The sequence below is a fragment of the Paenibacillus hunanensis genome (assembly GCF_014645615.1).
Lineage (GTDB): Bacteria > Bacillota > Bacilli > Paenibacillales > Paenibacillaceae > Saccharibacillus > Saccharibacillus hunanensis.
Window position 1 is genome coordinate 532,432 of the sequence record NZ_BMMB01000005.1, and the last position, 24,796, is coordinate 557,227.

At 49.0% G+C, this 24,796-nt stretch carries 20 protein-coding genes; 6 read left to right on the forward strand and 14 right to left on the reverse strand.

Going from position 1 to position 24,796, the window contains the following annotated elements; genetic code table 11:
* Positions 1 to 615: 615 nt before the first annotated feature.
* The 6 genes from IEX62_RS23790 to IEX62_RS13415 form a co-directional block, all read right to left on the reverse strand.
* Positions 616 to 2,319 carry an SAM-dependent methyltransferase gene (locus IEX62_RS23790; RefSeq protein ID WP_229685761.1) on the reverse strand — a complete coding sequence of 568 codons (1,704 nt, stop codon included), beginning with the start codon at positions 2,317 to 2,319 and terminating at the stop codon, positions 616 to 618.
* A gap of 536 nt (positions 2,320 to 2,855) precedes the next feature.
* The gene (locus IEX62_RS13395) at positions 2,856 to 6,056 is read right to left on the reverse strand and encodes a bifunctional cytochrome P450/NADPH--P450 reductase (RefSeq protein ID WP_188776010.1); all 3,201 of its coding nucleotides are present in this window, start codon (positions 6,054 to 6,056) and stop codon (positions 2,856 to 2,858) included.
* 148 nt (positions 6,057 to 6,204) lie between these two features.
* Complete coding sequence (locus IEX62_RS13400) at positions 6,205 to 6,708, reverse strand: Rrf2 family transcriptional regulator (protein WP_188776011.1); 504 nt, start codon at positions 6,706 to 6,708, stop codon at positions 6,205 to 6,207.
* Positions 6,709 to 7,077: 369 nt separating this feature from the next.
* Positions 7,078 to 11,148, reverse strand: a complete 4,071-nt coding sequence (locus tag IEX62_RS13405) for an S-layer homology domain-containing protein (protein ID WP_188776012.1) — start codon at positions 11,146 to 11,148, stop codon at positions 7,078 to 7,080.
* Between the two features lie 333 nt (positions 11,149 to 11,481).
* A complete protein-coding gene (locus IEX62_RS13410; protein ID WP_188776013.1) occupies positions 11,482 to 12,837 on the reverse strand; it encodes an SMI1/KNR4 family protein in 1,356 nt (451 codons plus the stop codon).
* A gap of 130 nt (positions 12,838 to 12,967) precedes the next feature.
* Positions 12,968 to 13,651 (reverse strand): TetR/AcrR family transcriptional regulator, encoded by a 684-nt coding sequence (locus tag IEX62_RS13415; RefSeq protein WP_188776014.1) that lies wholly within the window; start codon positions 13,649 to 13,651, stop codon positions 12,968 to 12,970.
* Positions 13,652 to 14,040: 389 nt separating this feature from the next.
* Between IEX62_RS13415 and IEX62_RS13420 the strand changes: the two genes are divergently transcribed.
* Together IEX62_RS13420 and IEX62_RS13425 are read left to right on the forward strand one after the other, a co-directional pair.
* The gene (locus tag IEX62_RS13420) at positions 14,041 to 15,393 is read left to right on the forward strand and encodes an MATE family efflux transporter (RefSeq protein ID WP_188776015.1); all 1,353 of its coding nucleotides are present in this window, start codon (positions 14,041 to 14,043) and stop codon (positions 15,391 to 15,393) included.
* Positions 15,394 to 15,511: 118 nt separating this feature from the next.
* Positions 15,512 to 16,291: an isocitrate lyase/PEP mutase family protein gene (locus IEX62_RS13425; RefSeq protein ID WP_188776016.1), complete on the forward strand. Its 780-nt coding sequence runs from the start codon at positions 15,512 to 15,514 to the stop codon at positions 16,289 to 16,291.
* Positions 16,292 to 16,536: 245 nt separating this feature from the next.
* On the opposite strand, the gene IEX62_RS13430 is transcribed toward IEX62_RS13425, so the two are convergent.
* Positions 16,537 to 17,127: an NAD(P)H oxidoreductase gene (locus IEX62_RS13430; RefSeq protein ID WP_188776017.1), complete on the reverse strand. Its 591-nt coding sequence runs from the start codon at positions 17,125 to 17,127 to the stop codon at positions 16,537 to 16,539.
* A gap of 287 nt (positions 17,128 to 17,414) precedes the next feature.
* Here IEX62_RS13430 and IEX62_RS13435 point away from each other — a divergent pair, with 287 nt between their 5' ends.
* A complete protein-coding gene (locus tag IEX62_RS13435; protein ID WP_188776018.1) occupies positions 17,415 to 17,801 on the forward strand; it encodes a winged helix-turn-helix transcriptional regulator in 387 nt (128 codons plus the stop codon).
* Here the strand turns inward: IEX62_RS13435 and IEX62_RS13440 are convergent.
* From IEX62_RS13440 to IEX62_RS13455, 4 genes are all read right to left on the reverse strand, one after another.
* On the reverse strand, positions 17,798 to 18,355 hold the full coding sequence (locus tag IEX62_RS13440; protein ID WP_229685762.1) for an EVE domain-containing protein: 558 nt from the start codon (positions 18,353 to 18,355) through the stop codon (positions 17,798 to 17,800). The genes IEX62_RS13435 and IEX62_RS13440 overlap by 4 nt on opposite strands.
* Positions 18,356 to 18,383: 28 nt before the next feature.
* Complete coding sequence (locus tag IEX62_RS13445; RefSeq protein ID WP_373289130.1) at positions 18,384 to 19,199, reverse strand: DinB family protein; 816 nt, start codon at positions 19,197 to 19,199, stop codon at positions 18,384 to 18,386.
* 70 nt (positions 19,200 to 19,269) lie between these two features.
* A complete protein-coding gene (locus IEX62_RS13450) occupies positions 19,270 to 20,217 on the reverse strand; it encodes a helix-turn-helix transcriptional regulator (RefSeq protein WP_188776019.1) in 948 nt (315 codons plus the stop codon).
* Positions 20,218 to 20,265: 48 nt separating this feature from the next.
* Entirely contained in the window at positions 20,266 to 20,754 is a 489-nt protein-coding gene (locus IEX62_RS13455) for a MerR family transcriptional regulator (protein ID WP_188776020.1), read from the reverse strand.
* Positions 20,755 to 20,931: 177 nt separating this feature from the next.
* On the opposite strand from IEX62_RS13455, the gene IEX62_RS13460 reads away from it, so the two are divergent.
* Complete coding sequence (locus tag IEX62_RS13460; RefSeq protein ID WP_188776021.1) at positions 20,932 to 21,798, forward strand: SDR family NAD(P)-dependent oxidoreductase; 867 nt, start codon at positions 20,932 to 20,934, stop codon at positions 21,796 to 21,798.
* A gap of 109 nt (positions 21,799 to 21,907) precedes the next feature.
* Here IEX62_RS13460 and IEX62_RS13465 read toward each other — a convergent pair whose 3' ends face one another.
* On the reverse strand, positions 21,908 to 22,243 hold the full coding sequence (locus IEX62_RS13465; RefSeq protein WP_188776022.1) for a winged helix-turn-helix transcriptional regulator: 336 nt from the start codon (positions 22,241 to 22,243) through the stop codon (positions 21,908 to 21,910).
* Between the two features lie 105 nt (positions 22,244 to 22,348).
* On the opposite strand from IEX62_RS13465, the gene IEX62_RS13470 reads away from it, so the two are divergent.
* Complete coding sequence (locus tag IEX62_RS13470; RefSeq protein ID WP_188776023.1) at positions 22,349 to 22,747, forward strand: RidA family protein; 399 nt, start codon at positions 22,349 to 22,351, stop codon at positions 22,745 to 22,747.
* Between the two features lie 153 nt (positions 22,748 to 22,900).
* Here IEX62_RS13470 and IEX62_RS13475 read toward each other — a convergent pair whose 3' ends face one another.
* Positions 22,901 to 23,533, reverse strand: a complete 633-nt coding sequence (locus IEX62_RS13475; RefSeq protein WP_188776024.1) for a flavin reductase family protein — start codon at positions 23,531 to 23,533, stop codon at positions 22,901 to 22,903.
* Positions 23,534 to 23,851: 318 nt separating this feature from the next.
* Between IEX62_RS13475 and IEX62_RS13480 the strand changes: the two genes are divergently transcribed.
* Positions 23,852 to 24,250, forward strand: a complete 399-nt coding sequence (locus tag IEX62_RS13480) for a MerR family transcriptional regulator (RefSeq protein WP_188776025.1) — start codon at positions 23,852 to 23,854, stop codon at positions 24,248 to 24,250.
* Between the two features lie 92 nt (positions 24,251 to 24,342).
* Here the strand turns inward: IEX62_RS13480 and IEX62_RS13485 are convergent, their stop codons facing one another.
* Positions 24,343 to 24,750, reverse strand: coding sequence for a VOC family protein (locus IEX62_RS13485; RefSeq protein WP_188776026.1), 408 nt, complete (start codon positions 24,748 to 24,750; stop codon positions 24,343 to 24,345).
* Positions 24,751 to 24,796 lie beyond the last annotated feature (46 nt).

Genomic DNA, 24,796 nt, shown 5'->3' on the forward strand with positions numbered 1-24,796 from the left:
AATTTGATTTCATAAAGAATACGCTTTCTTTTTAAGGAACAATTTCAGTATAGGTATTGTACGTACATTTGTCAATTTGGATTAATCATTATACTTACAACTTGTGCGAAACTATTTTGTAAGCGTTCCAATAGGCGGGAATGAAGATAGGATGTGTATTGAGATCGAGGATTGAAAAGGGCTATTTTTCTTGGAATACCCTAAGATGCGATTGAAAGATTCAACATGAGTCGGAGCTTGCTAACATGGTAATTCTGTTCGCTCTTACCCTTATTTCCCTCGCTTATTTCGGTAAAACTCTTATGCAGACGTAGCCATTATGTACCTCACTGTGCTTTTCTTTATGCGCTAGCTTGGAGACTGTGTATGGTGCCAATTTTATATGTACGTACAAATAATCCAAGCATCGGATCTAGCATCGTTTCTTTCTTCTCTGTCTGTGCCAATTCTTCGTATAAACCGACTCCCTATAGTGCCAAATGAATTCTTCCATAAAAAAACCGCATCCTCGCTTGTATGCGATAGATGCGGTTTGATCGATTCCGTTTCGATGTGTTGATTCTATTTACCTTATTAGGATTGTCAATGTAGCGTTGCTACTCCATTCGCTAGCCCTCAGTCCAGCTCGCCCTCGCGCAGTGCTTCCATTAACGCTTGCGCTTCGGCATGCTCTGGTTCTACGTTTAGCAATTGCTCCAAATATTCACCAGCCTGCTCTAGCTCGCCAAGCTCCAGACAGCAGATAGCGAGGCAATAAAATACGGTAGGCACCGTCTCTTCCTGTTCTTCTGCTACAGATTGCTGTAAATAGTGCTGAGCTTGCTCATATTGCTCCATTTCAAAAAGCAGTAATCCGGTATCGAGCGCCAGGTCATAGCGCTGTGCCATCACATAGTGGGATGACCACATGCGTTCGATGCCGTGCAGCAGGTCGAGATATTCTTCATCATTGGCTTCCGATAGCAATTCGGATAGACGTTCCGTGCTTTGAATGAAAAATTCGGCATCATAATTGCCCAATCGCCAGAAGGCGAGCCATGGCGCGAGTTCCATTTCATCCAGACGCTCATCGACCCAGCGCTTCAAGCTGAAAAATTCATCCGGGCCAAAGCGTGCTGCTGAACGATGGTATGCCATGCGTAGACCGGAATAGCGTCGCGGCTGTGCGACATGCAGCATACAGCCTACATTGATGCCTGTGTAATGGTGAGGTGGGAACAGCACCTCGGCTCCCTGTGCGCCGAACACATAGCTGATCGCATGATAGTTCGCATTGAGTGAAAAGCCACCGCCGCCGTGCAGTGTCAGCTCAGGCGGCTCTTCCAGTCTCCAGCCCTCTAGCAGATGCTCGCCCTTATCGGCAGTGATCAGCACGAAACCAGCTGTCGACAGGTGATTCAGCCGTTGCAAGCAATCGATACTTGCCCATGGCAGCAATACATAGTTATCGTCTAATTGCTCACGATACAAGCTCAACAGATCGGCATACGGATGATCCGCCTGCTCATATTCGGGGGCATGGCGATAGGTGTATTCGATGCCGATCTCGTTCAAGCGGTTCGAGGCTGAGCGTGCGCGGTCATCGATATCAGAGTCTGTCTGCTGGGAATGTCGCTCGACCTGCTCAGCCTTCTCGGACTGTAACTCGGCTTGCTGGTTCGATGATTCTGATGCTGTTGTAGATCTGTCTGTACCGTTTTGCTCGGCTGCTGATACTTGAATCAGCTCAATATCGGCTTCATATACAGCGCCATTTTCGATGCGGATCAGCTCCTGTGGCAGACTATCGAAAAAGTAATTGGCAATCAGAACCACAGGCTCTTGCAACCCGCCTGCCTGTAGCGTCTGACCGCTCACAGCAAGCTGTAGCTCGGTATCTGCCATCGCATCAAAACGGGCAAAATCAAGCGCCCCCTGCGCCACATACGTTTGTAGCGCTGGATGCTGCTGCCATGCCGCCACACTGTCTGCTGCCAGATCGGTCATCACATAGCAGAAGGACGGCAAGTCTTCGATCACTTCATCACGTACACGGCACAGCTCGTGCAAAATATGTCCTGCCAGACGTCCAGCGCCTGCACCAATCTCTACGATGTAGATCGTCTCCTCTGCACCGCCCTGCTGCTGGCGATCCAGTAAAAAGGCAACAATCATATCCGCATACGCCGCCGCGATCATCGGATTACTTGTGACGTATTGCGGTATCCCATCATTGCGCCACGCATCCAGACCTTCCTGCTCATAATATTCACGCAGCAGCTCCCAGATCGGAGCCTGGCTAAAGCGATATCTATTTCGATCATTTGATAATTCGGTCATCGTTTATGTCCTGCTTTCCTAAAATAAGTCGTTCTGCATAGCGGAAATGACACCTATCCATGCTCTCTCCATCATACTACAACGCACCCGGATGCCCTAACAGATTCATACTTTGATCGAAAGCTACCAGATTAGAACAGATGGATAGCTGTTCTTTATGAATGGTATGACTCTTGTAAGCTTAATCAGCTTGATGTGTCTGGATTCCTAATTTACTTCTCGTTTACGATCTGCCGACCTCCTCATAACCCCTGATCACGGCTTACAGAGAGCAGATATTCGCCTGGCATCTCCTGTTGTCTGAATGGCAAATTACCTGATACTTAGAAACGCCCAGTCAACTCGCTTCCAGCCAAAAAAACGGGCAACCCTGTATATAGGTTGCCCGCGTTATTAGCTACATTTTTTTACTCATAGAAAAAATCGAATCATGCACATAGCACATCTATCATTGCTCGGTATGGTCTTTTCCATAATCATCTGCATACGGCGATACCGATCAGAGCGACATACCTGCTCCTTCCCTCTACTCCTATTTACACGCCAGCCCATACGTCCTTCGCATAACGACCTTCCTGCTGTAGCGTATCCAGCCAGATCGCCGCCGCCTGTTCATCCTTACTATAACGCGAACGATATGCCGCACGTAACGCTTCCTCCACATCCGGTGCCATACGTGTACCATCTCCGCAAATGTACAGCATGCCGCCACGCTCATTCAGTACGTCCATAATCTGCTCAGCATTTTGCGCCATCAGATGCTGTACGTACGTCTTGTCCTGCTCGGTTTCACGCGAAAAGGCAGTATGCAGCGAGACGATGCCTTTCGCCGCGTAATCCTCCAGCTCATCCCGATACAGGAAATCCGCCGCATTGCGGCAGCCAAAATACAAATGTGCCTCGCCCAGCTGCTGTCCTTCTTGCTGCATCGCAGCCCGCGCCTGTAAAAAGCCGCGGAATGGAGCAATCCCGGTGCCCGGGCCAACCATCACGAGCGGAACCTGTGGGTCTTCTGGCAAATGGAAGCCGGATTCTGGCGTGCGCACGAATACGGGAATCTGTTCCTGCGGCGCGCGTTCTGCCAGATAGTTCGAAGCAATCCCTTTGTACATCCCTGAGCCTGTACGTGCAGGTGCATGTACAACGGCAACCGTAATGCTCACCCGATCTGCCGCTTGCTTAGGCGAGCTGGAGATCGAATAGTAGCGCGGCTTCAAGGCAGGTAACAGCTCTAAGAAGCGCTCAAATGGCATTTCACACGCCATATATTTTTCCAGCAAATCAAGCATTGTGACGCGCTTATACAGAATCTCGCCGTAATATTGATCCTCCTGTAGCATCCCCTCCAGCTCACGCTTATGCGGTGGACATACCGTATACGCAGCCAGCTCACGAAGCTGGGCACGGCTGGCTGGCTCCTGTAGCTCCACACTGGAAGCGAGCAGCTCACGAAGCTGCACCGGACGATCCAGTGGCAGATGCCCTGCACTCAAGCTACTTGCGGTCAGCACCACCTGAGCCTCCCCTTGCAAGCGGAAGCGGTGCAGGACACGCTGCACCAGCTCGGTAGGATTTTGCGGTAAGACGCCCAGATGGTCGCCCTCATGGTATTGGATATGTTGTGGCAGCTGTAGCTCGATATGACGGGTGCTGCGTCTGCTGTCTGCATGCTGTAGCTCACGATTGTCCAGCACGGTTGCATACACCGCTTCGTAGGAGGAAGCGAGCGGTGCGCCTGCCACATTGCTCACAAATTGCAGACTCAGTGCTGCACGCTCCTGTGCCGCATCGGCGTTGAATCGCAAGCCAAATGCCTCAATCGCATCCGCCCACATCGTCTGCTTCCAATCCTCCAGCTGCTTCTCAAAGTCACCACTCGCATCGCCCTCACCACGAGGCGAGAAGCGCGTAGCTCCCTTTCGCTCCATTTGCTCATCGATAGCACGCGGCACCTGCTGATACGTGCTCGCCCAGTTGCGATCGCCACAGCCGAATACGCTGTATGTTACACCCTCTAGCTCGCCCTCCTCAACCTGCTCCAGCCATTGGAGAAATTGAACGGCATTCGTCGTCGGCTTGCCATTGTACGAGGAGGCAACGATCACAAGCGCGCCCTCACGCGGTAGATCCCCTACCCGATCATTCAGCATTGCGACTTCACTTCGCACACCGTGCAGACTCGCTGTATCTGCCAGCGAACGCGCAATCGACTCCGAGGTGCCCATATTGGAGCCGTATAGCACAACCAGTGGACGATCATTCAAGCCGCTTAATCCCCCCCGTCGTTCCTGCACTTCGCCCTGCTCCTTACCTGCTTCGGCTGTAGCAGCCGCAGGTTGTCCATTTCCTGTTATTGCTGGCACATGACCGGTACGCAGCTTCGGACGAATCGTAAACTGATCCGGTTTGAGCGTGAGGGTTTGCTTGATTTTCAGCTCATACTCTCCGTTAAACGACAGATCAAAATGCTTCAAAATCATTCCCATCACCAGCACCGCCTCATGCAAAGCAAACTGCATCCCGATACATGCACGCTGCCCGTTACCAAATGGCTTGTACGCATGAGCTGGAATCTTCGACGGATCGGCAAAACGCTCTGGCTTGAACTCATCCACATCGTCGCCCCATGCCTCTTTGTCCCGATGCAGCTCGGGCAGGATCACACGAATCTCATCGCCCTTGGCAAGTGGGTATTGACCGCCAATGATCGTATCCTCTTTGGCGTATAGACCGAAGGCTGGTGCGGTCGGCCAGAGTCGCAGAGATTCGTTCAGCACCATTCGTACATACGATAGCTGCAATACCTCCTGATAGGTTGGCACATCACCATTAATGACGCGCTCTGCTTCGGCTCTTGCCTTTTCCAAAACGGCTGAATTTTTCAGTAGAAAATAAGTCGCAAACGATAACAGTCCACTCGTCGTTTCATGCCCGGCAATCAGGAATGTAATCATCTGGTAGCGAATATTTTCATTATCCAGCGTCTCGCCTGTTTCTGGATCAGCCGCACCGAGCATACGTGCCAGCAGATCGGTTTCCCCTTGATCGCCCTGCTGCTGACGATCGGCAATGATCTTATCCACGAGCGAGAACATCGACTCGATATCCTCCTTGTACTGCTTGCGCTTTGCGACCATTAGCTTGCTTTGCAGTGGCGAACGAGTCGTCGCATGCATCGCTTCGTCCAGCGCACGCACCATGCTCTGAATAAATGGATTCGCTTCCTCACGGTAAAAGCTATTGAATCGATAATTAAATCCACACAAGCCGATCGTATCCAGCGTCAGCCGTGTCATATCCTCCGGCACATTGATCGCTTCATCCGGGTTCAAGCGTGCCCACTTCTGCACCAGTTGCAGTGCAATATCGCTCATCATATCGTGATAGCCCTTCATCGCCTGCTGGCTAAAGGCTGGCATCAAAATGCTATGGGCTTTGCGCCAGTTCGGCTCATCCGTCCGACTGGTAAACAGTCCATCCCCAGCAAAATCGCGTACTCGCTGAAGCGATCCATCAATACTTTTGTCAAAACGCTGCTCATCCTCAAGCTCCTTCATCAGCTCTTGCCCCGTCACAATAATAATGGAATGCCCACCCATATGTTGGAACCGATAGATCGGCCCATACTCACGAGCCAGCTCGCTCAGCGAAAGGGTTGGGGTATCCCGGTCAAGCAGCGGAATGCTACCCAGCGGTCCAAAGGTTTTCGTTTGCGGAATCGATGTATTTTTTGCCATGTTGTTCGTACCTCCCGATTGATGATGACAGTGTGTAGATTGGTTTCGTTTCGGTTACGCAGCGATTAACGGCGGTGTGATGTATCATCTTCATTTCATAACGAGCATGATCATGCTCTGGAACAGTAACGTAAACACACAATAGCGATCAGGACATGCGCAGTCTGGTTGTGTTCAGCCATTCACGCAAGGTGGTGGTATTCCAATTCAGCGTGGAATGATCGTCGCCCATCGCTTCCTCCATCATGCTTGCCAGTGTGAAGCTGGCGAAATATTGCTTGAGTAGCGCATCCGCTCCAGCAAATACGTTGTTCAGCAGCTCCACGCCGCGTTCCACATACGTACCATCCTGAAAAATATTGCGCATTAATCCACCATCCTCATACAGCGCCAGCTCGCCCTCCATCGCTTCAAGAATATTCAGCAGCGTGATGTCCTCTGCGGCACGTCCCAGCGATAGCCCGCCATTGTTGCCCGGTGCTGAGCGAATAATGCCCTGTAGCACCAGCTTGCGTGTAATTTTGCGAAAATAGGAGCGGGATACGCCCAGAATATCGCTAGCTCGGTCAGAGGATAGCGGTACACCGGGCTTCTGCGTAGCAAGTAAGACGAGCACACAGATCGCCTGCTCCAGACTCGGATTGAATTTCAAAAGCACCAGCCTCCTTGTATGGCTTCTTGTATAGCCTGCTGTCTAAGGGAAAGTTGATCTCCCTCTGGATAGTGTGGCTTGATCAAATGTTAGCTTCATTATCATTTTCAAATTGGATAACGAATATCCACATTGAATGTTGTATTTCTATTGTAAATCTCATCCAGAACGCATTTCAAGTTTACGCATCAGTAACCCTGTCGGATCGGATGCACGCAAAAAAGCCTTTCTCCCGACATCTATCGAGAGAAAGACTTTTGCATAAATATACGTTTTCATTTCATGGTCACTGCATAAATCCTGCATATTTTCTATGTCTACTTATGCGATCGAATTTATAATCTGTGCCCTCTAAAATGGAGTGTTACATTACGATGGAGTGGTACCATCGATCAGCTTGGCTTGCATCAGCAGACGCTGTACAATCGCGGCTGTCTCTGCACGACTCAAATGCTGAGTCGGTGCCAGACCTTTGGAATTGCCTTGCACAAGACCACTTTGTACCGCAGTAGCCACCGCATCCCGTGCCCACGATGCTACAGCAGCATGATCAGCAAAAGGTGCAAGTGTGCTTGCTGTATCGGCTGTTGCCGTATCGAGTTTAGCTAGCTTCATCGCACGAGTGAGCATCACCAGTGCCTCTTGACGCGTCACTGTGCGATCAGGCCCGAAGCTACCATCTGCATAGCCCTGAATCAGACCATAGCGAGCGGCCTGAGCTACTGCACCTGCATACCAATCCGATGTGTTCACATCGTTAAAGGTAGAGCCACTACCGTTCTCTGCCAGTCCAAGTGCACGTACCATAATCGCTGCCAGCTCGGCGCGTGTCACCTCTGCATTCGGGTTGTAATGATCGGCATCCACACCGTTCACAATCATACGCGATGCCATATCATTGACCGCTTGCTCTGACCATTTACCACTCACATCGGCAAATGTTTTCGGATGCCAGATCAGCGAATAATCACTATTGGTCAAGCTGTTGATCACCGCATAGAATTTGCCATCACGCGAAGTGATGAAGGTGGGTACATGGTGTACAGTGCCATCTGCATTTTGTACAACAGCAGTCGTCACTTTAGATGGATCGACACCATCTGGTAATGGAATCTCGCGCTCAACATATTGATTGAATTGATCTACATTGACCGTTTTGCCGCCGTAAGAAGCGGACACTTCAAAGGAAATCGGCTTCGTCACCAGTGTATAATTTTTCTGCGACGCCGATTGCTCTGCTTGCTGCGTGACAGCCGTCGAGCTTGTACCAATGGCTACATGAATTACGATATCCGACAGCTTCACGGCAGAACCGAGATTTTGAGATACCTGATCCACATTCACCTGATCAGCAGGTAGACGATAGGTACCGCTGGCTGTCTGTACTTCCATAATCGCTTGCTTGTTTTCCATCGCTTTGACCGTTTCACCTGTCAGCACAACAGATACCTGTTGAATATTTTTGTCTGCAACAGGAACGACGATAACAGGCTGTCCCGATGATTGCTGCAAACGATCTGCCAGCTTCGCAGGATCGATCGTCGCGGTCATCGTTGTGCGTCCATTCGTCGTTGTTGTGGCACCATTTGCAATCTGGTCATACGTCTTGCCATCTACGACAACACGCAAGCCTGGATTGGTCGGTGGTGCTGGTGTTGTTGGTGTAGTAGTGGTTGGATTGGCTGTACCTCCACCGCCTCCACCGGAGCTACCACCAGACGAGCCGGAACCGGAATTGCTGGAATTGTTAGAGCTATCTTTTGCACGATTCACTACGATGGTGTACGTACGCAGATTGCCATCTTTATCTGTAACAGTTACCGTGATTGTGCTTGTTCCAACAGCCAGCTGCAAATCTGGCGAAGAACTACCACCGAATAACGTGTACGGCCCGGCTACAACCCCTCCTGTAGCGCCGTATACACTGGCGGTCACGGTACCATATACCGAATCCGTTACACTTGCCTGAACATTCAGACTTTTCACGCTATTGCCTACATTCGCCGTATACTGTGTAATATCTGGAGAGAATGCAGGGCTTAATTGTAGTGGAGCAATTGAAAGCTCGCTCAGTGCTGGCGTGCCCGGCTGTGGTGCTTGTGCCAGCATCGCTGTCATTTCATTGGAGATTGGACTGTCCTCTGCCTTTGTTGCCGCCTTGATGACAAAATAGTAGCGCACACCTGGCGTCAGTCCAGTTACTTTAATCTGTTTTGCCGTTCCATCTAAAATCTGATAAGGTGGCCCATACATACCGGAGATGGAAGAGACGAATACTTCATAGGCAATCGCGTTATTTACAGGTTCCCATGAGAGTGTCACGTCGTTCGGAGTAACGATTGGTTCATTCTGTACAGGAGCAGGAACCTTGCCACTGACTGCAATTTGTGCCCAGCCTTTAACGACATCCTCATCACTCACCTGTACGATATACACATATTGATTGGACGTTGCAGGGAATGGAGTACCTAGATCAACAAATTGAGTGTAGCCTAACTCTGTTGCCTTTTTACCTGTCGCTGGACGCTTATAATCGTTAGGCCCACCTACTGCAAACTTATACGTATTCGAATCCGGCAATGCCGCAATCTTAGCCGTATTCGGGATATCACCCGGTTTAACAATAATATCGCTTAGTACAGGTACAGCCTGAGCCACCAGATCAGGGATGATCGGGAAGTCATTCCAGCGCACAATGTTATCACCTGCAAGCTGTACAATCGTCAGATTCGTATTGTTACCTACCTCGATATCCTGATCACGCTGCAATGGATTGGTGTAGATGGTATTGGTATCGCCTACCAATGGACGTTGCAGCACACCATTAATCGAAAATGTATACTTATACGCAAATTCAGGTGGCAAATTCGCAATTCGAATCGTTCCCGGCTGGCTTCCCGGTACGATCGTTGGCCCCGTCAGCAAAGAAACCTGTTCCGGAATCGTCACACTCACCTCGGACGAGTACGGGCTTTGCCCCTCCATCGTAGTTGCTTTTATCGCAAAATAATACGTTTTGCCTGGCTCCAGATTCTTCACCGTATACACGCCATCTGTATTGCCTACTGTCGCTACAGGTGTCGTATCGTACACGCCAGATTGAGTACCTTTGTAAAGGGTATACTCGGATACCGAGGCATCCAGCGTCCAGCTAAGCTGTGCAGACTGTCGATCACGCAGAACCTGTACGCCCGTTGGTGCCGGGATCGTTGGAGCAGCTGTGAATATTGCTGCTCTTACTTTTGATGAATCGGAAAAGAATAGATAGATGAACTTACCGCTTGGATCAGGGATAAGCGTTGGAGCAGAACCATCTGACATTTGGTTTTCTAGTCCACTACTCGCATCTGTCCATGTCGTGCCATCATATAAAGCAGTCTTCATGTCACCATCGTCTATCCAGCGTACCAGTAACTGATTGTCTACTACCGATAGAAAAGGAGTGTAGGCTCCCTTGTTCGATGTTGTAGGTACTACGCTATCCCCTACGGGTTGCCATGTATCACCATCATAGGCTTTGAGACGAATCGCTGCCGGGTCATCACGCCACGCCGCATATAGCTTGCCTTTATATTCTTGTAGAGAAAGGGAAACCTGTGATTGTGTGATCGAATCGGCAATACCTGCACTACCCGATACATTGACCCAGCTTCCATTTGCTGTACGTTTCGTTACCACTACATATTTGGAGTATGGAGTACTCCCAAGTGACTCTGTCCACCCCATATAGAGTGAGCCGTTATAAGTGGCGAAAGCAGGAGCACCTACACTTGAATTCGGTTGAAGTGAAGAAAGTGGCTGATCATCAACCCACGATGTTCCTGTATATCTTTTCAATTTATTCACATAGGCTGTACCGTTAAACTCTGTATACGAAGCATACAAGTCTCCGTTGTAAGAAACGAGTGCAAAATAACGTGTATTCAATGTTGTGCTAGGGCCAGCTACTGGACCACCGGATAATGACGTCCATGTGCCGTTTTGTAGTTTTTTGACATAGATGCCTTTATTGCTACCTGTACTTTGTTCATGCCAGATTACATACAGTTCATTGTTGTGAACAGCGAGAGCTGGACTGCTAGCTGTCTGGCTGTTATCGATATTAAGTCCAGTTCCACCATCCGCCGCTTCCCAATTTCCATTAACCTGGGTCATGACTCGAACACGAGAAGTACTATTTCCCATCATCCCATAAATGGATTCGATAAAAGTCACATACAACTGACCATTCAACATCACTGCACTCGAACCACGATAATTCGCATTGGTTGAAGATGTATTACTCTTAATCCCACCATTATCAATAAACTGCCAGATCCCCGGCGTAATTGGTGTCGCCCCAGCCTGATGAGGTGCGATCATTCCAATCATCAGCAACAAGACGACAAAGCTATTCATGACCTTTTGTCCCCGTTTTCTGAATAAAGCAGAAATACTCATTCCATTTCCCCCTTGAATGACTACATAGATATTGCAGACATTGTAACAGGGCACCACTCAACATTTTCTCAACAATTACAGGTAAAAAGGTCTAAAAAGCATGAAAAAGTAAGTATTTTTACCTATTTTTTCGAAAATAAGCGACAAAATAAAAAAAGATACGCCAAAACGGCGTATCTTCGACGAGAGAATCGATCGCTTGCAGTCGTATACAAAGAGGATACATCTCCATATCATCTTACTTATTTCGACCGTAACGTTGAAGTGAAATCTCTAAGAACGATGTGAAAGAGTAACGATCGCCCTGCTTATTTAAGTGTAACGAGAACTTCATTAACTCCGCTTAAAATAATCTTCCGGCAATCCAAGCTTCTGTAAGCCCTCTTTAAACGTCACACTAAAGGTAGGATGGTTCCGATACTCTTCCTGCCACATCGCTGCATACAAAGGCAACAGGCGCTCATGCGGAATCATGCCCCAGTACGTGACGATCTGCTGACGTAGCTGAGGTGAAGCATTCAATATGAACTGCTCCACTAGCTCGATATCTCGCTCCTTCTCCACGCAATCGCGCGTGGCATATATCGCCGCTAATTGTATCTCTTCATCCGAGCTATGCAGCACATGCTCATAGTCCCGTAACGTCACACCCGGCTCCTCATGCAAAATATATCCGGCAAAACGAAGTGCTTCCGCCTGCTCAATCCGATCCAGCTGCTTCATAATGATCGGTACGAATTCGGCTGTAGGGTAGTTCTCACGCGAATGATACACCATCTGTAGCGCTAGCAGCAGGTCATCCGCATCGCCAGAGGTTAGAAGCTGTAGCACATATGGCTTGCCCTGCTCTGGTGTGTTTTTATAAATTAATCGAATCGCTATTAATTGATGCTCACGCGCGACATTCCCCTGCTCGCTGGCACCCCTAGATACTAGATGATGCAGAAAATCTAACCCCTCTGGCGATAGCCTTTTAAACTTAAACATCGCCTGTAGCGCATCCGCTTGGATGTGCTGTTCGGCTGTATGCTGATACGTATGTAGCAGCGCCTGTTCATCGCCCGGCATACGCGCGCCAAACCAGCTTCGATGATAGTCCAGCAAAAACTCGTCCAGCCAGCGTTCATACCAGTCCAGAAAGGTCAGATCGTAAACGAAGAAAAACGGAGCATCCTCATAAAAGTCATTCGTATATACGATTCTACCGCGATATTCCCCATCCAGTACGAGATACATATCATAATCACAGCCCTGTGTGCCAATACATAGCATACCGCCGAGAATCTGACTGCTCGTCTGCTCATACTGCTCGTCGGAAATATCCTCATCCCAGATGAGCGGCGCAATCAACTGGTTCCACTCTGCTCTGGGCATGCGCGGACGCAGAATCGCCGGTAACGATAGCGCAAGCGGCTCCGTGTACGAGGTCGCTTCTTCCAGCGAATAGATGCCGTAATACGGGCCTGCTCCGCCGTTACCGATCTCTAACAGAAACTGAGCAAAGGGCTCAGGAAGTACGAGTCCATGTTCTCTCTGCCACTGTTCAAGCTCCGCCTGCGAGAGAACCGGGTCCATCTGATATTCATGCGAGCTGGAGCCAAATTCCGTAAATTCGGTATCCTGAGCCTTGACCAGCTCTAGCTTGCGCTTGATCGCATGGAGCTGGGCTTGCATATCGTTCGTGTTCATCTGTCATTTTCCTTTCTTCGAGGGGATGGAATACACCTTATTGATGTTGCCAGCGATGATACATGCGTCTGGCTATAGCCTTACACTTTCCCGATTAAAATCAGCCACACAGCATTCTGCTACAAATACTCTACTTGGCATCCTTCTCTGCAATAATCTGTTCAATCCCGAGCAGAATAACACGCAGCCCGAATTCAAACGCATGATCGGAACCCATCAGCTCAAATAACTGCTGCGTGTACATGCGGCGAAATAATGACGTGTCCTCATCATTCATCTTATCCATTATACCGAGCATCTCATCATCCAGCTCCGCATGCCGCTGTTCTGAAATCGCCTCTGCATTGCGCTCCTGCTGATAACGATCCAGCACGAAAAATAGCACAAAATTCGCTAATGTCGTCACCGCCTGCATCCGCTCATCCGGCTCCAGCGGCGTATCCTCTACACAGCGTAGCATATAGTTCGTAAACCGGATCATATCCGGCTCGAACGGCATCGTCACCATCATCATCTGAGTGGAACACGGATACTGACTGAGCACACGGCGCATCGTCACCGCTAGCTCGGTGGAGCGTTCCTTCCAATCGCCCTGACTCTGGCACTGCTCTACGATTAGCTTGGATACCTGATTCGCCAATCCCTGATACAGATGCTGCTTGCTTTTGAAATGCCAGTAAAGGGACGGTGCCTGAATCCCCAGCCGATCGGCAAGTCGGCGCATACTGAGCTTTTCGATGCCGTCCTCGCCCAGCAGCTCCCATGATGCCTCCAAAATTTTATCCTCTGAAATTTGAGGCTGTTGTTTTTTCATATGAATTCGTCCTTTAATTTGCGATTTATCTAACACTGTAAGTTTATGCTTTACTTTTGATTATTCTCATGATACCATCTAACACTGTAAGGCACAAACTAACAGTGTTAGATTAAAATTGTCATTATAGAGATAGCTGTTTTTTGTACATCGTTTACGTTTAGGCTAGCCGTTGCTGTATCAACCTGCGGTTCTTTTTCATTGATGTTGAATCGATCTTTGGTTTTTAGTCGTTTTGGTTTTTTAAGTTTTTTGAGTATTTTCAGCTGTTTTAGTTATTCATCATGTTATAAGCCACCATGACTCGTTATTGTTTGCATTTCCCGTCCTACGTTGTCGCCCATTTGCTTCGTTCTATACTTATATCCTCAACAGAAAGCAGTGATCCTATGGATACCGAAAACCTGCACTATTTTGAAAAAGCTCCGATTGCCAAGGCTGTTGCTCACTTCGCCGTTCCGATGATGCTGGGCACGTCGATGAGTGTCATTTATTCTATTTTGAATGCTTATTTTCTAGGGACGCTGCACAATACATCGATGCTCACTGCACTGGCGCTGACGTTGCCCCTGTTCGCTATCATTATGGCACTCGGCAATCTGATCGGTATGGGCAGCGGTACGTTTATTTCACGTCTGCTCGGCGAAAAGAGATATGACGATGCCAAGCATGTATCGTCGTTCGCCTTTTACAGCAGTCTGCTGCTCGGTATACTCGTTATTTTGATTGGCTTGCCGATGATCGACTCCATCGTAGGTAGTCTGGGAGCTACCCCAGAATCGTTTGCTTATACGAAGGATTATGTAACTGTGATGCTCATCGGATCGCCTGTTGTCGTTTTGTTTTTCACGCTGGAAAATATCGTACGCTCGGAAGGCTCAGCGATTACGTCAATGGTCGGCATGATACTGAGTGTGGTCGTCAATATCGTGCTGGACGCGCTAGCGATCTTCGTGCTGCACTGGGGCGTGATCGGTGTCGCTACAGCAACCGTGCTCTCCAATCTTGTTGCCTGTGCCTTTTATACGCATCATCTAGGGCTGAAAAGCTCGTTTCTAACCGTCTCGATTCGCTGGTTCAAGATCAGTAAGGAAATTCTAAGTAATGTGTTCAAAATCGGTGTGCCTGTATTTGTGATGAGTGTCTTTCTTGGGGCGATGTCACTGATCTTTAACTATTTTCTGATTGAATATGGCGATAGCGCGGTGGCGGCGTATGGGATTTCGTCGCGTTTGATGCAATTTCCAGAGTTTATACTGATGGGCTTGTGCGAAGGGGTCGTGCCGCTCATCGCCTTCTCGTTTACCGCGAATATATTACGAATGAAGCAAACGATTGGCTTTACGATCAAGGCGATTGTGGCGATGGCTATCGTATTTGGCATGGTGGTGTATATCGTGTCAGATCATCTGATCGGCTTATTTACAACGGATCCACAGCTGATCGCGATGGGCAGCTATATTTTACATGTAACGTTTCTATCGCTGTTCATTACAGGGGTGACCACGCTCGTGATCGGTATTTTTCAGGCGACCGGACAGGGTACAGCGGCGATGATCATGTCCGTCATTCAAGGCGTGACGCTCATCCCCGTGCTATTCGTAGCCAATCAGTTAAATGGCTTCCACGGGGTGATCTGGTCGCTCGTCATTGCGGATGCGGTAGCATTTCTGGTGGGGGCAGGGTTGTTATATGGATTGCGGCATCGCTTGCAGCCGGATATCGAAAGTCTGGTGCACTGAGTAGCTCCTTCCATATTCGTGCCTGATTTTCGGCGATGGAATCGGTAGAGAATCGCTACAATAGGCGTATAGTACAGCTTATCACGATTCGCTATGATTTCATTTTGGAGGTCGAACTATGTATCAACAACTCGAACAAGCCCAGCAATTCCACCAGCTCCATCAGCAGGCACACCCTCTTATTCTCGTGAACGCCTGGGATGCCGGAAGTGCACAGACGATACAGGAAGCAGGCGCACTGGCGATTGCGACAGGAAGCTGGTCGGTAGCTCATGCCCATGGCTACGAGGATGGCGAGCAGCTACCGTTTGAGCTGGTGCTGGCTAATGTACAGCGTATCTGTAAGCACAGCGATGTGCCTGTTACGATTGATATCGAAGGTGGTTACGGACAGACACCCGAGCAAATACAGCACAATGTTATACAGATTATTCAGTGTGGTGCTGTGGGGATCAATATGGAGGATCGATTGCGCGCAGGCGATGGCTTATACTCGATCCAGCAACAACAGGCACACCTTCGTGCTGCTTGTGCAGCGGCAGACGAAATGTCGATTGCGCTATTTATCAATGCGAGAACCGATATCTTTTTTCAGGCTGCTGTGGAGACGCATGATCATACGCATCTCGAAGCTACCATACAGCGTGCTCATGCGTATGCTGAGGCAGGCGCTCATGGAATCTTCGTGCCTGGAATCTGTGATGAGCAGCTCATCCGTGAGCTATGTCAGCAGTCTCCGATTCCTGTGAACATCATGTTCTCGGCAGAGATGCCGTCCATTTCCACATTGACCGCCTGCGGCGTCGCTCGGATCAGCTACGGGCCGCATCCCTACCTACAGCTGATGGATGCACTGAAGCAATCCAGCATACGCGCACTGGCAGGGCAATCCTTTTAATCAATCGGATTGCTTGAGCGATCGCATCATGGGTATGTATAGACTGAATGCATCAGTACCATATCGCCATAAAATAGAATCGTCCATAAAACATATAAGCCCCAGACTACCGAAGCATGGATCGGCGATCTGGGGCTATTTTAAGTATACGTAGTCATCCATTTAAAAATATAGAAGGAGTAGCACCACTAGCCATAGTGCTTATTTATAATCATGGAGAATGCTGGTGGCGCTATTATTCCTTATTATTGCTTCGCTACATGCTCTCCTGCATAGTTCAGACCAGCACGATAGGCCTGCTCCAGCAAGCGCTCATAATGCTCTGGCTCCATTCCACTCGTTTCATATAAAAACTCCACATGGGAATCGGATACACCGCAGTAATCAGCAATGCCTACATTAAGTAAATTTTCAATCGCTGTGCGATAGTTACGCTTATCCATCTGTGCCTTCGATACACCGGTTAGCGTCAGCCACAGTACCTTCTGCAAATGCAGCTGATCCGCTCCATAGGCAAAGCCATTGTTCATCACGCGATCAATATAGCCCTTGAGCATCGCTGGCAAATGCCACCACCAGAGCGGGAAGACGAATGCGACAGCATCATGTCGTTTGAGACGCTCCATCTCGGTTTCGATTTGAGGGGAGAACTTCTGATGCGGCATCTCCATATTCGGCTCATCCATTCCTTGCAAAATCGGATCAAATCCAATCCGATGCAGGTCTACAATCTCATACTGGTGTCCAGCATCTTTCAAGCCTTGAGCAAAACGATCCACTGCCCGAAAGGTTAGCGAATCCTGTCTTGGATGTGAAACTACGATTAACACGTTCATATCGATATCCTCCTCGTTTCCTGAATGTAGGCTTGGTAGTCATGATTACGGTCTAATGCTATTATAAACTTGTCTATTGTGGCGCGGAAGTAGGCACTTTGATGTGCCACAGGTACATCAAAGTACCCTGGGAACATCCAAGTGCCTATCCTGCTACTGAATCTATGCATCCCTTTTATACAAGTCACGATACGACTTCAGAGCATCCAACAACCTGTTCATATCGCATTCGCTTCGTACATGATAAGCTCCATACCCATCCACGATTCACCAAGGAGGAAGCATCGATGACCGACTACACCGAGCAAGCGCAAAATAATGAACCACCTGAAAAAAGATACCGAGTCGGCGTTGAAGCCGCACTCGAAGTAATGGGCGGCAAATGGAAGCCACTCATCATCTACCATCTTATGGATGGCGCCAAGCGCACCTCTGAGCTACGCCGACTCATACCAGATATTACGCAAAAGATGCTAACTACACAGCTCCGAGCACTGGAAAAGGACGATATCATCGTTCGCAACGTATACACCGAGATTCCGCCCAGAGTCGATTACGAGCTGACCCCTTACGGTAGAAGCCTCAAGCCTGCGCTCGATCTGCTCTGCTACTGGGGCGAGGAGCATCTGAATAAGGTGTATGGCGATAAGTCGAAGGTGCTGGAAGAGTTTTAAAGCTGGATTTCCACACCCATCGCTTCCGCAATCAGCTGAAAATCATCTGCCGTGATCTGAAATTGCCCTCTACGAAATAGATAGCCCCAGTTGCGATTGTCACGCGTGAACGACAGCTGATCCAGCAGCCCACGAATACTTGCCTGCTGGCAATCAACATAGTCGATATTGCGACGAAACGGAATAAACGTATCGGACATCGCATACTCATACACTTCATCATCGTGCACACGTCCAATAGCGGTAAACGCCTGTAGCGGCTCGCCACTTTTCATTTCTGTGCGCGGCGAATAATATACAAACCAATCGCCTTGCTTCATTTTGCGTAAAGGCGCCGCCTTACCATGACATAATTGCGCAAACCCTCCTGCCACCCCGCGCTGTACATGTGCTTCTGAGACGACACCAATCCAGTACGATGGAGCAGATGACCCGGCAGAAAAGGACTGATCTGGCACATCGTGAGACAAAGCTGTCGGCATAGCTGCTGTAGCCGTGGTATCTCCCCCTACAGCAGCTGAGTGCATTGAACCTATAGTCACCTTTTCGGGCATCGCTGTCCCTCCTGCGATAGGACTCTTTTTAAGCATGTGCATGCTCCCACCCTTCCTCCAGACGTTGCTGCTGATGCAGATGATGACGATAATGCATCTCGATCAGCCAGAACCATTCCCATGCATTCAATCCACCGAGACGTGGATGGGCAACCGTAGGTAAGGATGGCTCAGACTCATTGCGCATCGCTTCCTGTGTAACGTGAATGGATAGGTTTACGTTCTCGGATGCTGTATTGTCGCAGGAAGTCGCTGTCGGTACAGTTGCTTGTTCACCTTCCTCTGCTGACATTCCGTTCTTTGCTGCATCCATCAGCAGTTGCTCCTGTACCGCCTGTACAGCTGGAGCCACCTCCATCATCTGGCGCAGCGTTTCCTGCAAGCCTTCTACAAGCTGCTCCTTCTGATCCGGCTGTAATGGCGTATATTGCGGAGATGGTGGCACCTGAATGCGCTCCTGCGGAAAGCTACCATATTGAAATAAAGCTTCGCCCTGTGCAGTTTTGGCTACACACTGGGGCTGGGCTATATTGGCATCTGCCTGTGTAGCTTCAGTAGGTTTACCAGATGTCTGCGTAGCCAGCTCGTCCACCAGCTGTTTTTCCAATACCAGACAACGCCGTACATTAGCCAGCTGCATTGCTTGTGCCGATTGAATCAGGTGAACGATCATCTGCCCTAGCGACCATTCATCCGGAGTAGGCTTCCATAGCAGCTGCTCCATCGACACCTGCTCTAGCTTTTCAATATAGCCATTCACTGTATGCTCCAGACGCTGTAACACCTCATCTACACGTACCTGCTGCTGTGTTGCCATAGTATTCATCGCTTCGATCTTAACCACTTTATCCAGCTCCTTTTATCAAATATGGAAGATGGATTCAGCATAACAAAACGCTACTGACAGCAGTGTGTCAGTAGCGTTTTTGCATTTTTTTAATTTCTTCGCGCAATCGTTCTCGTAGCGATTCCGGCTCCAGCACCTCGACCGCTGCTCCCCAGCTTAGCGTCCATTGCAATAGCTCCTCGATGCGCCGCACTCGTAGCGTCGCCAGCCATCCACTCTCATCTGGCTCCAAGGATTCCATATAAAAATTACCTGTTTCCTGCACATGCTCTCCAGCAGAAGCATCGAACCGCATTCGTACGACGATATCACGATCATCCATCACCTTGCGTGCATGCAGATCAAAACCCGGCTGAATCTCAAATGTCTGCTCCAGTACCATCAATTCTCGCATACGAGATAATCGAAAATACCGAATCGCCTGCCGCTCATGACAAAAAGCAACCAGCATCCATGCCGCCTGTGTGAAGACAAGCCCATACGGATCGACCGTACGCACACTGTGACGCGAATCCTCTGGCTCCGTTAAGCTTTTGGAATAATGAAAATGCACACTGTGCTTCTGTAAAATAGCATGACGCAGCGGCTCCAACCGTTCCTTTTCCAGTACAGTCGTTCCTGCCATTCGTTCATGCAGTAAGCGAATCGCCGACCGTACCCGTGAGGCCTCCTCCTGTACCGGCTTGGTCAGAATCGCCTCAATCTTCTGCTGTGCATGATGTGCCTTCGCCCCATATTCCGCATCCAGCAGCATATGTACAAAGTCCGCACCCACGAGTAGCGCCACCGCTTCCTCTGCTGTAAAGCTAATCGGAGGCAAGAAATATCCCTCCATTAGCGAATAGCCCATGCCCGGTGCACCGACTATCGGAACGCCCGCCTCACTCAGCGCCTGCACATCCCGATAGATCGTCCGCACACTCGTCTCAAACTGCGCCGCCAGATCCTCCGCCCGCCGCATCCCATAACGCTGTAGCTCCATGACGATGGCTAGCATGCGATCTGTTTTGTTCATAGGGTGTTCCTTTCTGTAGATGGTGTAGGGGTATAGTTAAGCAGCTATCTATTCTATTCCTCGATTGGGCATCGGAAAATAATTCATCTGCACTGTAGACACTAGTTTCTCCTTTTCTGCTGCTGTGATTGCTTCTGTGCAATCGTCGGACTGCTCCTGAGACAAGTCACGTCGATACTTGCCTTCTTCCAGCTTCATATCCACAAAGTCCACAATCTGCTGTAGTGAAGCAATCTGATTCACAATATTTGCCCGATGATCGCGTAGCATCTGCACTAATTCGGGATATTCCGCTGGATCAGCATCGGCAGACACATCCAGAAAAGGGCGCATCTCATCCAGAGACATCCCGGTCTTTTTTAAACAGTTCAGCAGTAAAATCGTCTGCATATCGGATGAGCGGTACATACGGTGCCCATTTTCCTTGCGAGCGATCTTCGGCAATAGCGCAATCTTCTCATAATAACGAATCGTATCCTCACTGATGCCTGTTTGCTCAGCGACCTGCTTGATCGTAAATGTCGTCTCCATACCCATCGCATGCTCACTCCTATCGGCTATTGTACTGTCCATGATATAACCTGGAGTTGACTCCAGGTCAAGCTTATCGTTCCACTGTGATTCTGTCTATATACGCGCTTGACCTGAAGTCGACTCCAGGTTTTACAATGAGCACCAGCAGCAACTATTCCATTGCCCAAAGGAGATCGACCTATGCCTACACCACCTTATATCGCCTGTATTACAGGTGCCAATGCCGGAATCGGCTTAGAGCTTACGCGCAAGCTACTACGAGAGGGCTGGCACGTCATTGCGATCAACCGTTCCGACTTTTCGCTAGCAGACGCTCCCATTCAGCAGGCAATCCAAAGCCGACAGCTTCGACCGTATATCGTCACTGATCTTGCGGATTACGATCATCTACGCGCTGTGCTACACAAGATTCAGCAGCAGGAGCAACGGATCGACGTGTTATTCAACAATGCAGGCAGAAGCTTTCCCGAGCTTAGCTATTCTCCGCAAGGACGCGAGCTTCATTACGAGCTGATGACCGTGGTACCTTATATCATTCTAATGGAGCTACGCGAGCTTCTGCATCGCAGCACGATCCGAACGGTCATTAACACCTCAACGTCTGCCTTCCAATTCACACGCCACATCGATAATGCTACGCTGCAACAACCACAGACCTTCCGCAAGCTCACCGGCCCGTATGCCTCCTCCAAGCTAGCACTATCGCTATGGACACAGGCGGCGGCACCACATGTAGCCAGGGAAGGGATCATAATACGCAGCGTCGATCCAGGCGGTAATAATACACTTCGCAAAGATAAACCGTCCGGCTTACCGCTGCTGGTCAAGCCGCTGATGAAGCTATTTTTCCCTCCGCCAACTCACGGCGCAGAGCAGCTGTATCAGGGAGCAATGGATAGCAGCATCCATCACAACCAGACAGGTGTTTTTATATCCAAAGGCAAAATTACAAAGCTTAAATTCAGCGATCAGGCACAGGAGATTTGGGAGCAGGTACATCGCATTTATGAGCAGGAATTTGCCCAGCAAGAGGTTTCGTTTAAGTGAATGGTGAGCATGGATACGAAGTACATTTACGTATACAAGCTCAGGTGCATATAGGGCTTGCACCAGACTGTATTTATATAGCAAGCTACGTATACTCCATGTTCACATGCTATTGATTGTGCGCGCCCCACTCGCATAGCTGCTCCAATACGGGCAATAATGTCTGTGCTTTGGGTGTTAATGTATACTCCACCTTCGGTGGAATCTGTGGATACTCTGTACGCTCTACGAGTCCGTCTGCCTCCAGCTCCTTTAGCTGTGCACTCAGAACTTTATATGTGATTGCTCCAAGCTGCCGCTGCATTTCATTGAAACGAACGGGTTGCCGGGCGGCCAGCAAGTACAGAATCGCTAGCTTCCACTTGCCACAGATCACCGACATCGTATACCCAAACGGCGTATCACCAATGACCGTATCTTTACCTTTGAAGTCCTGTAATCCCATAGTTACACTATCCTTTCAGATAGTACCTATCTTTATTGTGCGTACTACCCCATGATTTTTGCCCAGTTTATACTAGCCTTAATTCAAAGTAAAGGGGCGACCATCATGGCAACAATTCAGACGTACAATCACTCCCTCTGGGATCATGGCATTACACAAGGCTATCGCGTGGATAACACCATTTATATTTCCGGTCAGTTTGCTCATAATGACAAGGGAGAATTTGTAGGTGCAGGGGATATTGAGGCACAGGTACAGCAAACGCTGAACAATCTGGACGGCGTGCTAGAGCAATTTGGAGTCACAAAACACAATCTAGCCTATGTAGAGATCTATTTAACAGATGCACAGGCACATGGAGAGATTGCTATCGAGCTGTTTAAGAAATACGTAGGCGATCATCGTCCGGCAGGCAGCATGATCGGAGTGACATATCTGGCATTTCCAGAGCAGTTGGTGGAGATTCGAGCTGTCGCGCATACGGATGAACAGAGAATTGTATGATAGATACAGGTTTAAACCATACACAAAAGGAGGACTTCGCTGGAAGTCACTCCTTTTGTGTTTTAATTGGGTGGGAAATACGGATGATTTTTAATAACCAGATGCGATGAAGCCTATCCTCAAGCCCTGCATGACCATAGACAATGGTTACATTTATTTCGTACCGATCGATTTGTCACGCTTTGGGCTTGCAATCGTAAATAGATCGGACATACGCGCATAATATTCACCTGCCAGGCGTGCGACAGGCTGAAGCTGGAACGGATCAATTTTCCCATGATCATAAATACGATCATCGATGTGCATCTGCACCACACGACCGAGCACGAGATTGGAAGACCCTGCTCCCTTGCCAATCGTTAAAATATCCTCCAGCACGCATTCCATATGGATCGGGCTTTCCTTTACACGATAAGGCAGTACCTGTGCGCTAGGCACAGGCGTTAGGCCCGTCTCCTGAAATTCATTCACCCCATAGGCAAATTCAAACGAAGCTTCATTCACCTGCGCTACGATCTGCTCGGTCACGATATTAATTACAAATTGCCCGGTCGCTTCAATATTGCGCAGTGTATCCTTTTTCGTGCCGTCCTCTGGACGAATTAAAGGAGCAAAGGCAACGGTAAAGGGCTGCGGACATACACCGCAAAAGTTACTAAATGGTGCCAGATTCGGAACGCCCTCCGCAGACATCGTGGACACGAGCGCGATCGGTCTCGGAACAATCGATCCTGTATATAATTTGTAGCTGTCCTTCCACGTCAGTTGGTCTGTAATAATCTCCATGCTTATCGCATCCTCTCTTCTTATCCATGTATACGCATCACGCTGATCATCTTCCCTCTCGTTACTGCCAATGCATAGCTGCAAGAAAGGCATGAGTGAAGTATAAGGATTAGAGCTGACTCGAAGTCAAGCATCGAAAATAAAATGATGGCAGCGTCATATTCAGATCGCATTGTAGGCAATGAAGCGCAAGTATCCACCATGTCATAGCCAATTTAGCGCAAACTAACTCATATTAGCCATTGCAAAGCTTGACTTCGAGCTAGCTCTAAGGTGTACGATCATAATACGTATACAGAATGAAGGAGAGACGATGCCATGCTAACCATTAGCCAGGTGACGGAGCAAACCGGCTTGACCGCCTACACGCTTCGCTATTATGAAAAGATTGGTGTGCTCAAAAATCCACAGCGTACAGAAGGCGGCGCACGCCTATATAGCGAAAGCGATGTTACGTATATCCAATGCCTTGTCCATTTAAAAAAGCTAGGCTTATCGCTAGAAGAGATTACCGAATTCACCCGCGATGGCTGTGTAATGGAGAAGATCAAGCAGGGAGAAGACCCGGCTCATTTCACACCTACGCTAAGCAAACGAACCGAAATTCTGTCCAAATACCTTGCGGAATTGGAAGCCAAGCGGCAGGAGCTGGATGGGATTATCGCGATGACGCGGGCGAAGCTGGAAGGATATCATGAGCTGTCGCAGGACGTTTGATAAAATAACCTGTGCAGCAGAACGAATACAGAAGAGAACAGAGCAAACAATGGATATTTTCTAAAGATACCCGTTGTTTGCTCCGCTCTTACCTATCTACTCCCAAACCGTCGAATCGCCTCTTCCGTGACCGGCTCGAACCAATTCACCAGATTCCCATCTGGATCACGAAATAGCATTGAGCGATTTCCCCACGGCATTGTGGTTGGCTGCTGTACCCATTGTTCCTGTTCCACCAGTGATTTTAGGCGCGCATATTCTGCTTCAATATCATCCACACGAAACTCCAAAATTACCGTACGATTGCTCGCCGCCTGTACCGAATCGTCACCAAATAACTGCGCGGTCTGCGAATGCCCAATTGCCAGTGTACAAGACGGCAGCACCAGCTCGGCAAATACAGGCGCTAGCCGCTCTGCCTGAACGCCAAGCACCCCTTCATAAAAAGATACAAGACGATCCAGATCGTCGGTAATGATGCGTACAGAAGCAAAATTCATCGTTTATCATCCTTTCGGTTGGTCAATGGAATTGCAAAATGTAGAG

What these genes read in the sequence shown, in the direction of transcription:
- IEX62_RS13475 (WP_188776024.1), bottom strand. Translation starts at nt 23,533, where the DNA reads ATGGAGATTATTACAGACCAACTGACGTGGAAGGACAGCTACAAATTA.
- IEX62_RS13420 (WP_188776015.1), top strand. Translation starts at nt 14,041, where the DNA reads ATGGATACCGAAAACCTGCACTATTTTGAAAAAGCTCCGATTGCCAAG.
- IEX62_RS13410 (WP_188776013.1), bottom strand. Translation starts at nt 12,837, where the DNA reads ATGAACACGAACGATATGCAAGCCCAGCTCCATGCGATCAAGCGCAAG.
- IEX62_RS13460 (WP_188776021.1), top strand. Translation starts at nt 20,932, where the DNA reads ATGCCTACACCACCTTATATCGCCTGTATTACAGGTGCCAATGCCGGA.
- IEX62_RS13450 (WP_188776019.1), bottom strand. Translation starts at nt 20,217, where the DNA reads ATGAACAAAACAGATCGCATGCTAGCCATCGTCATGGAGCTACAGCGT.
- IEX62_RS13485 (WP_188776026.1), bottom strand. Translation starts at nt 24,750, where the DNA reads ATGAATTTTGCTTCTGTACGCATCATTACCGACGATCTGGATCGTCTT.
- IEX62_RS13430 (WP_188776017.1), bottom strand. Translation starts at nt 17,127, where the DNA reads ATGAACGTGTTAATCGTAGTTTCACATCCAAGACAGGATTCGCTAACC.
- IEX62_RS13480 (WP_188776025.1), top strand. Translation starts at nt 23,852, where the DNA reads ATGCTAACCATTAGCCAGGTGACGGAGCAAACCGGCTTGACCGCCTAC.
- IEX62_RS13425 (WP_188776016.1), top strand. Translation starts at nt 15,512, where the DNA reads ATGTATCAACAACTCGAACAAGCCCAGCAATTCCACCAGCTCCATCAG.
- IEX62_RS13455 (WP_188776020.1), bottom strand. Translation starts at nt 20,754, where the DNA reads ATGGGTATGGAGACGACATTTACGATCAAGCAGGTCGCTGAGCAAACA.
- IEX62_RS23790 (WP_229685761.1), bottom strand. Translation starts at nt 2,319, where the DNA reads ATGACCGAATTATCAAATGATCGAAATAGATATCGCTTTAGCCAGGCT.
- IEX62_RS13465 (WP_188776022.1), bottom strand. Translation starts at nt 22,243, where the DNA reads ATGGGATTACAGGACTTCAAAGGTAAAGATACGGTCATTGGTGATACG.
- IEX62_RS13470 (WP_188776023.1), top strand. Translation starts at nt 22,349, where the DNA reads ATGGCAACAATTCAGACGTACAATCACTCCCTCTGGGATCATGGCATT.
- IEX62_RS13395 (WP_188776010.1), bottom strand. Translation starts at nt 6,056, where the DNA reads ATGGCAAAAAATACATCGATTCCGCAAACGAAAACCTTTGGACCGCTG.
- IEX62_RS13405 (WP_188776012.1), bottom strand. Translation starts at nt 11,148, where the DNA reads ATGAGTATTTCTGCTTTATTCAGAAAACGGGGACAAAAGGTCATGAAT.
- IEX62_RS13415 (WP_188776014.1), bottom strand. Translation starts at nt 13,651, where the DNA reads ATGAAAAAACAACAGCCTCAAATTTCAGAGGATAAAATTTTGGAGGCA.
- IEX62_RS13435 (WP_188776018.1), top strand. Translation starts at nt 17,415, where the DNA reads ATGACCGACTACACCGAGCAAGCGCAAAATAATGAACCACCTGAAAAA.
- IEX62_RS13440 (WP_229685762.1), bottom strand. Translation starts at nt 18,355, where the DNA reads ATGCCCGAAAAGGTGACTATAGGTTCAATGCACTCAGCTGCTGTAGGG.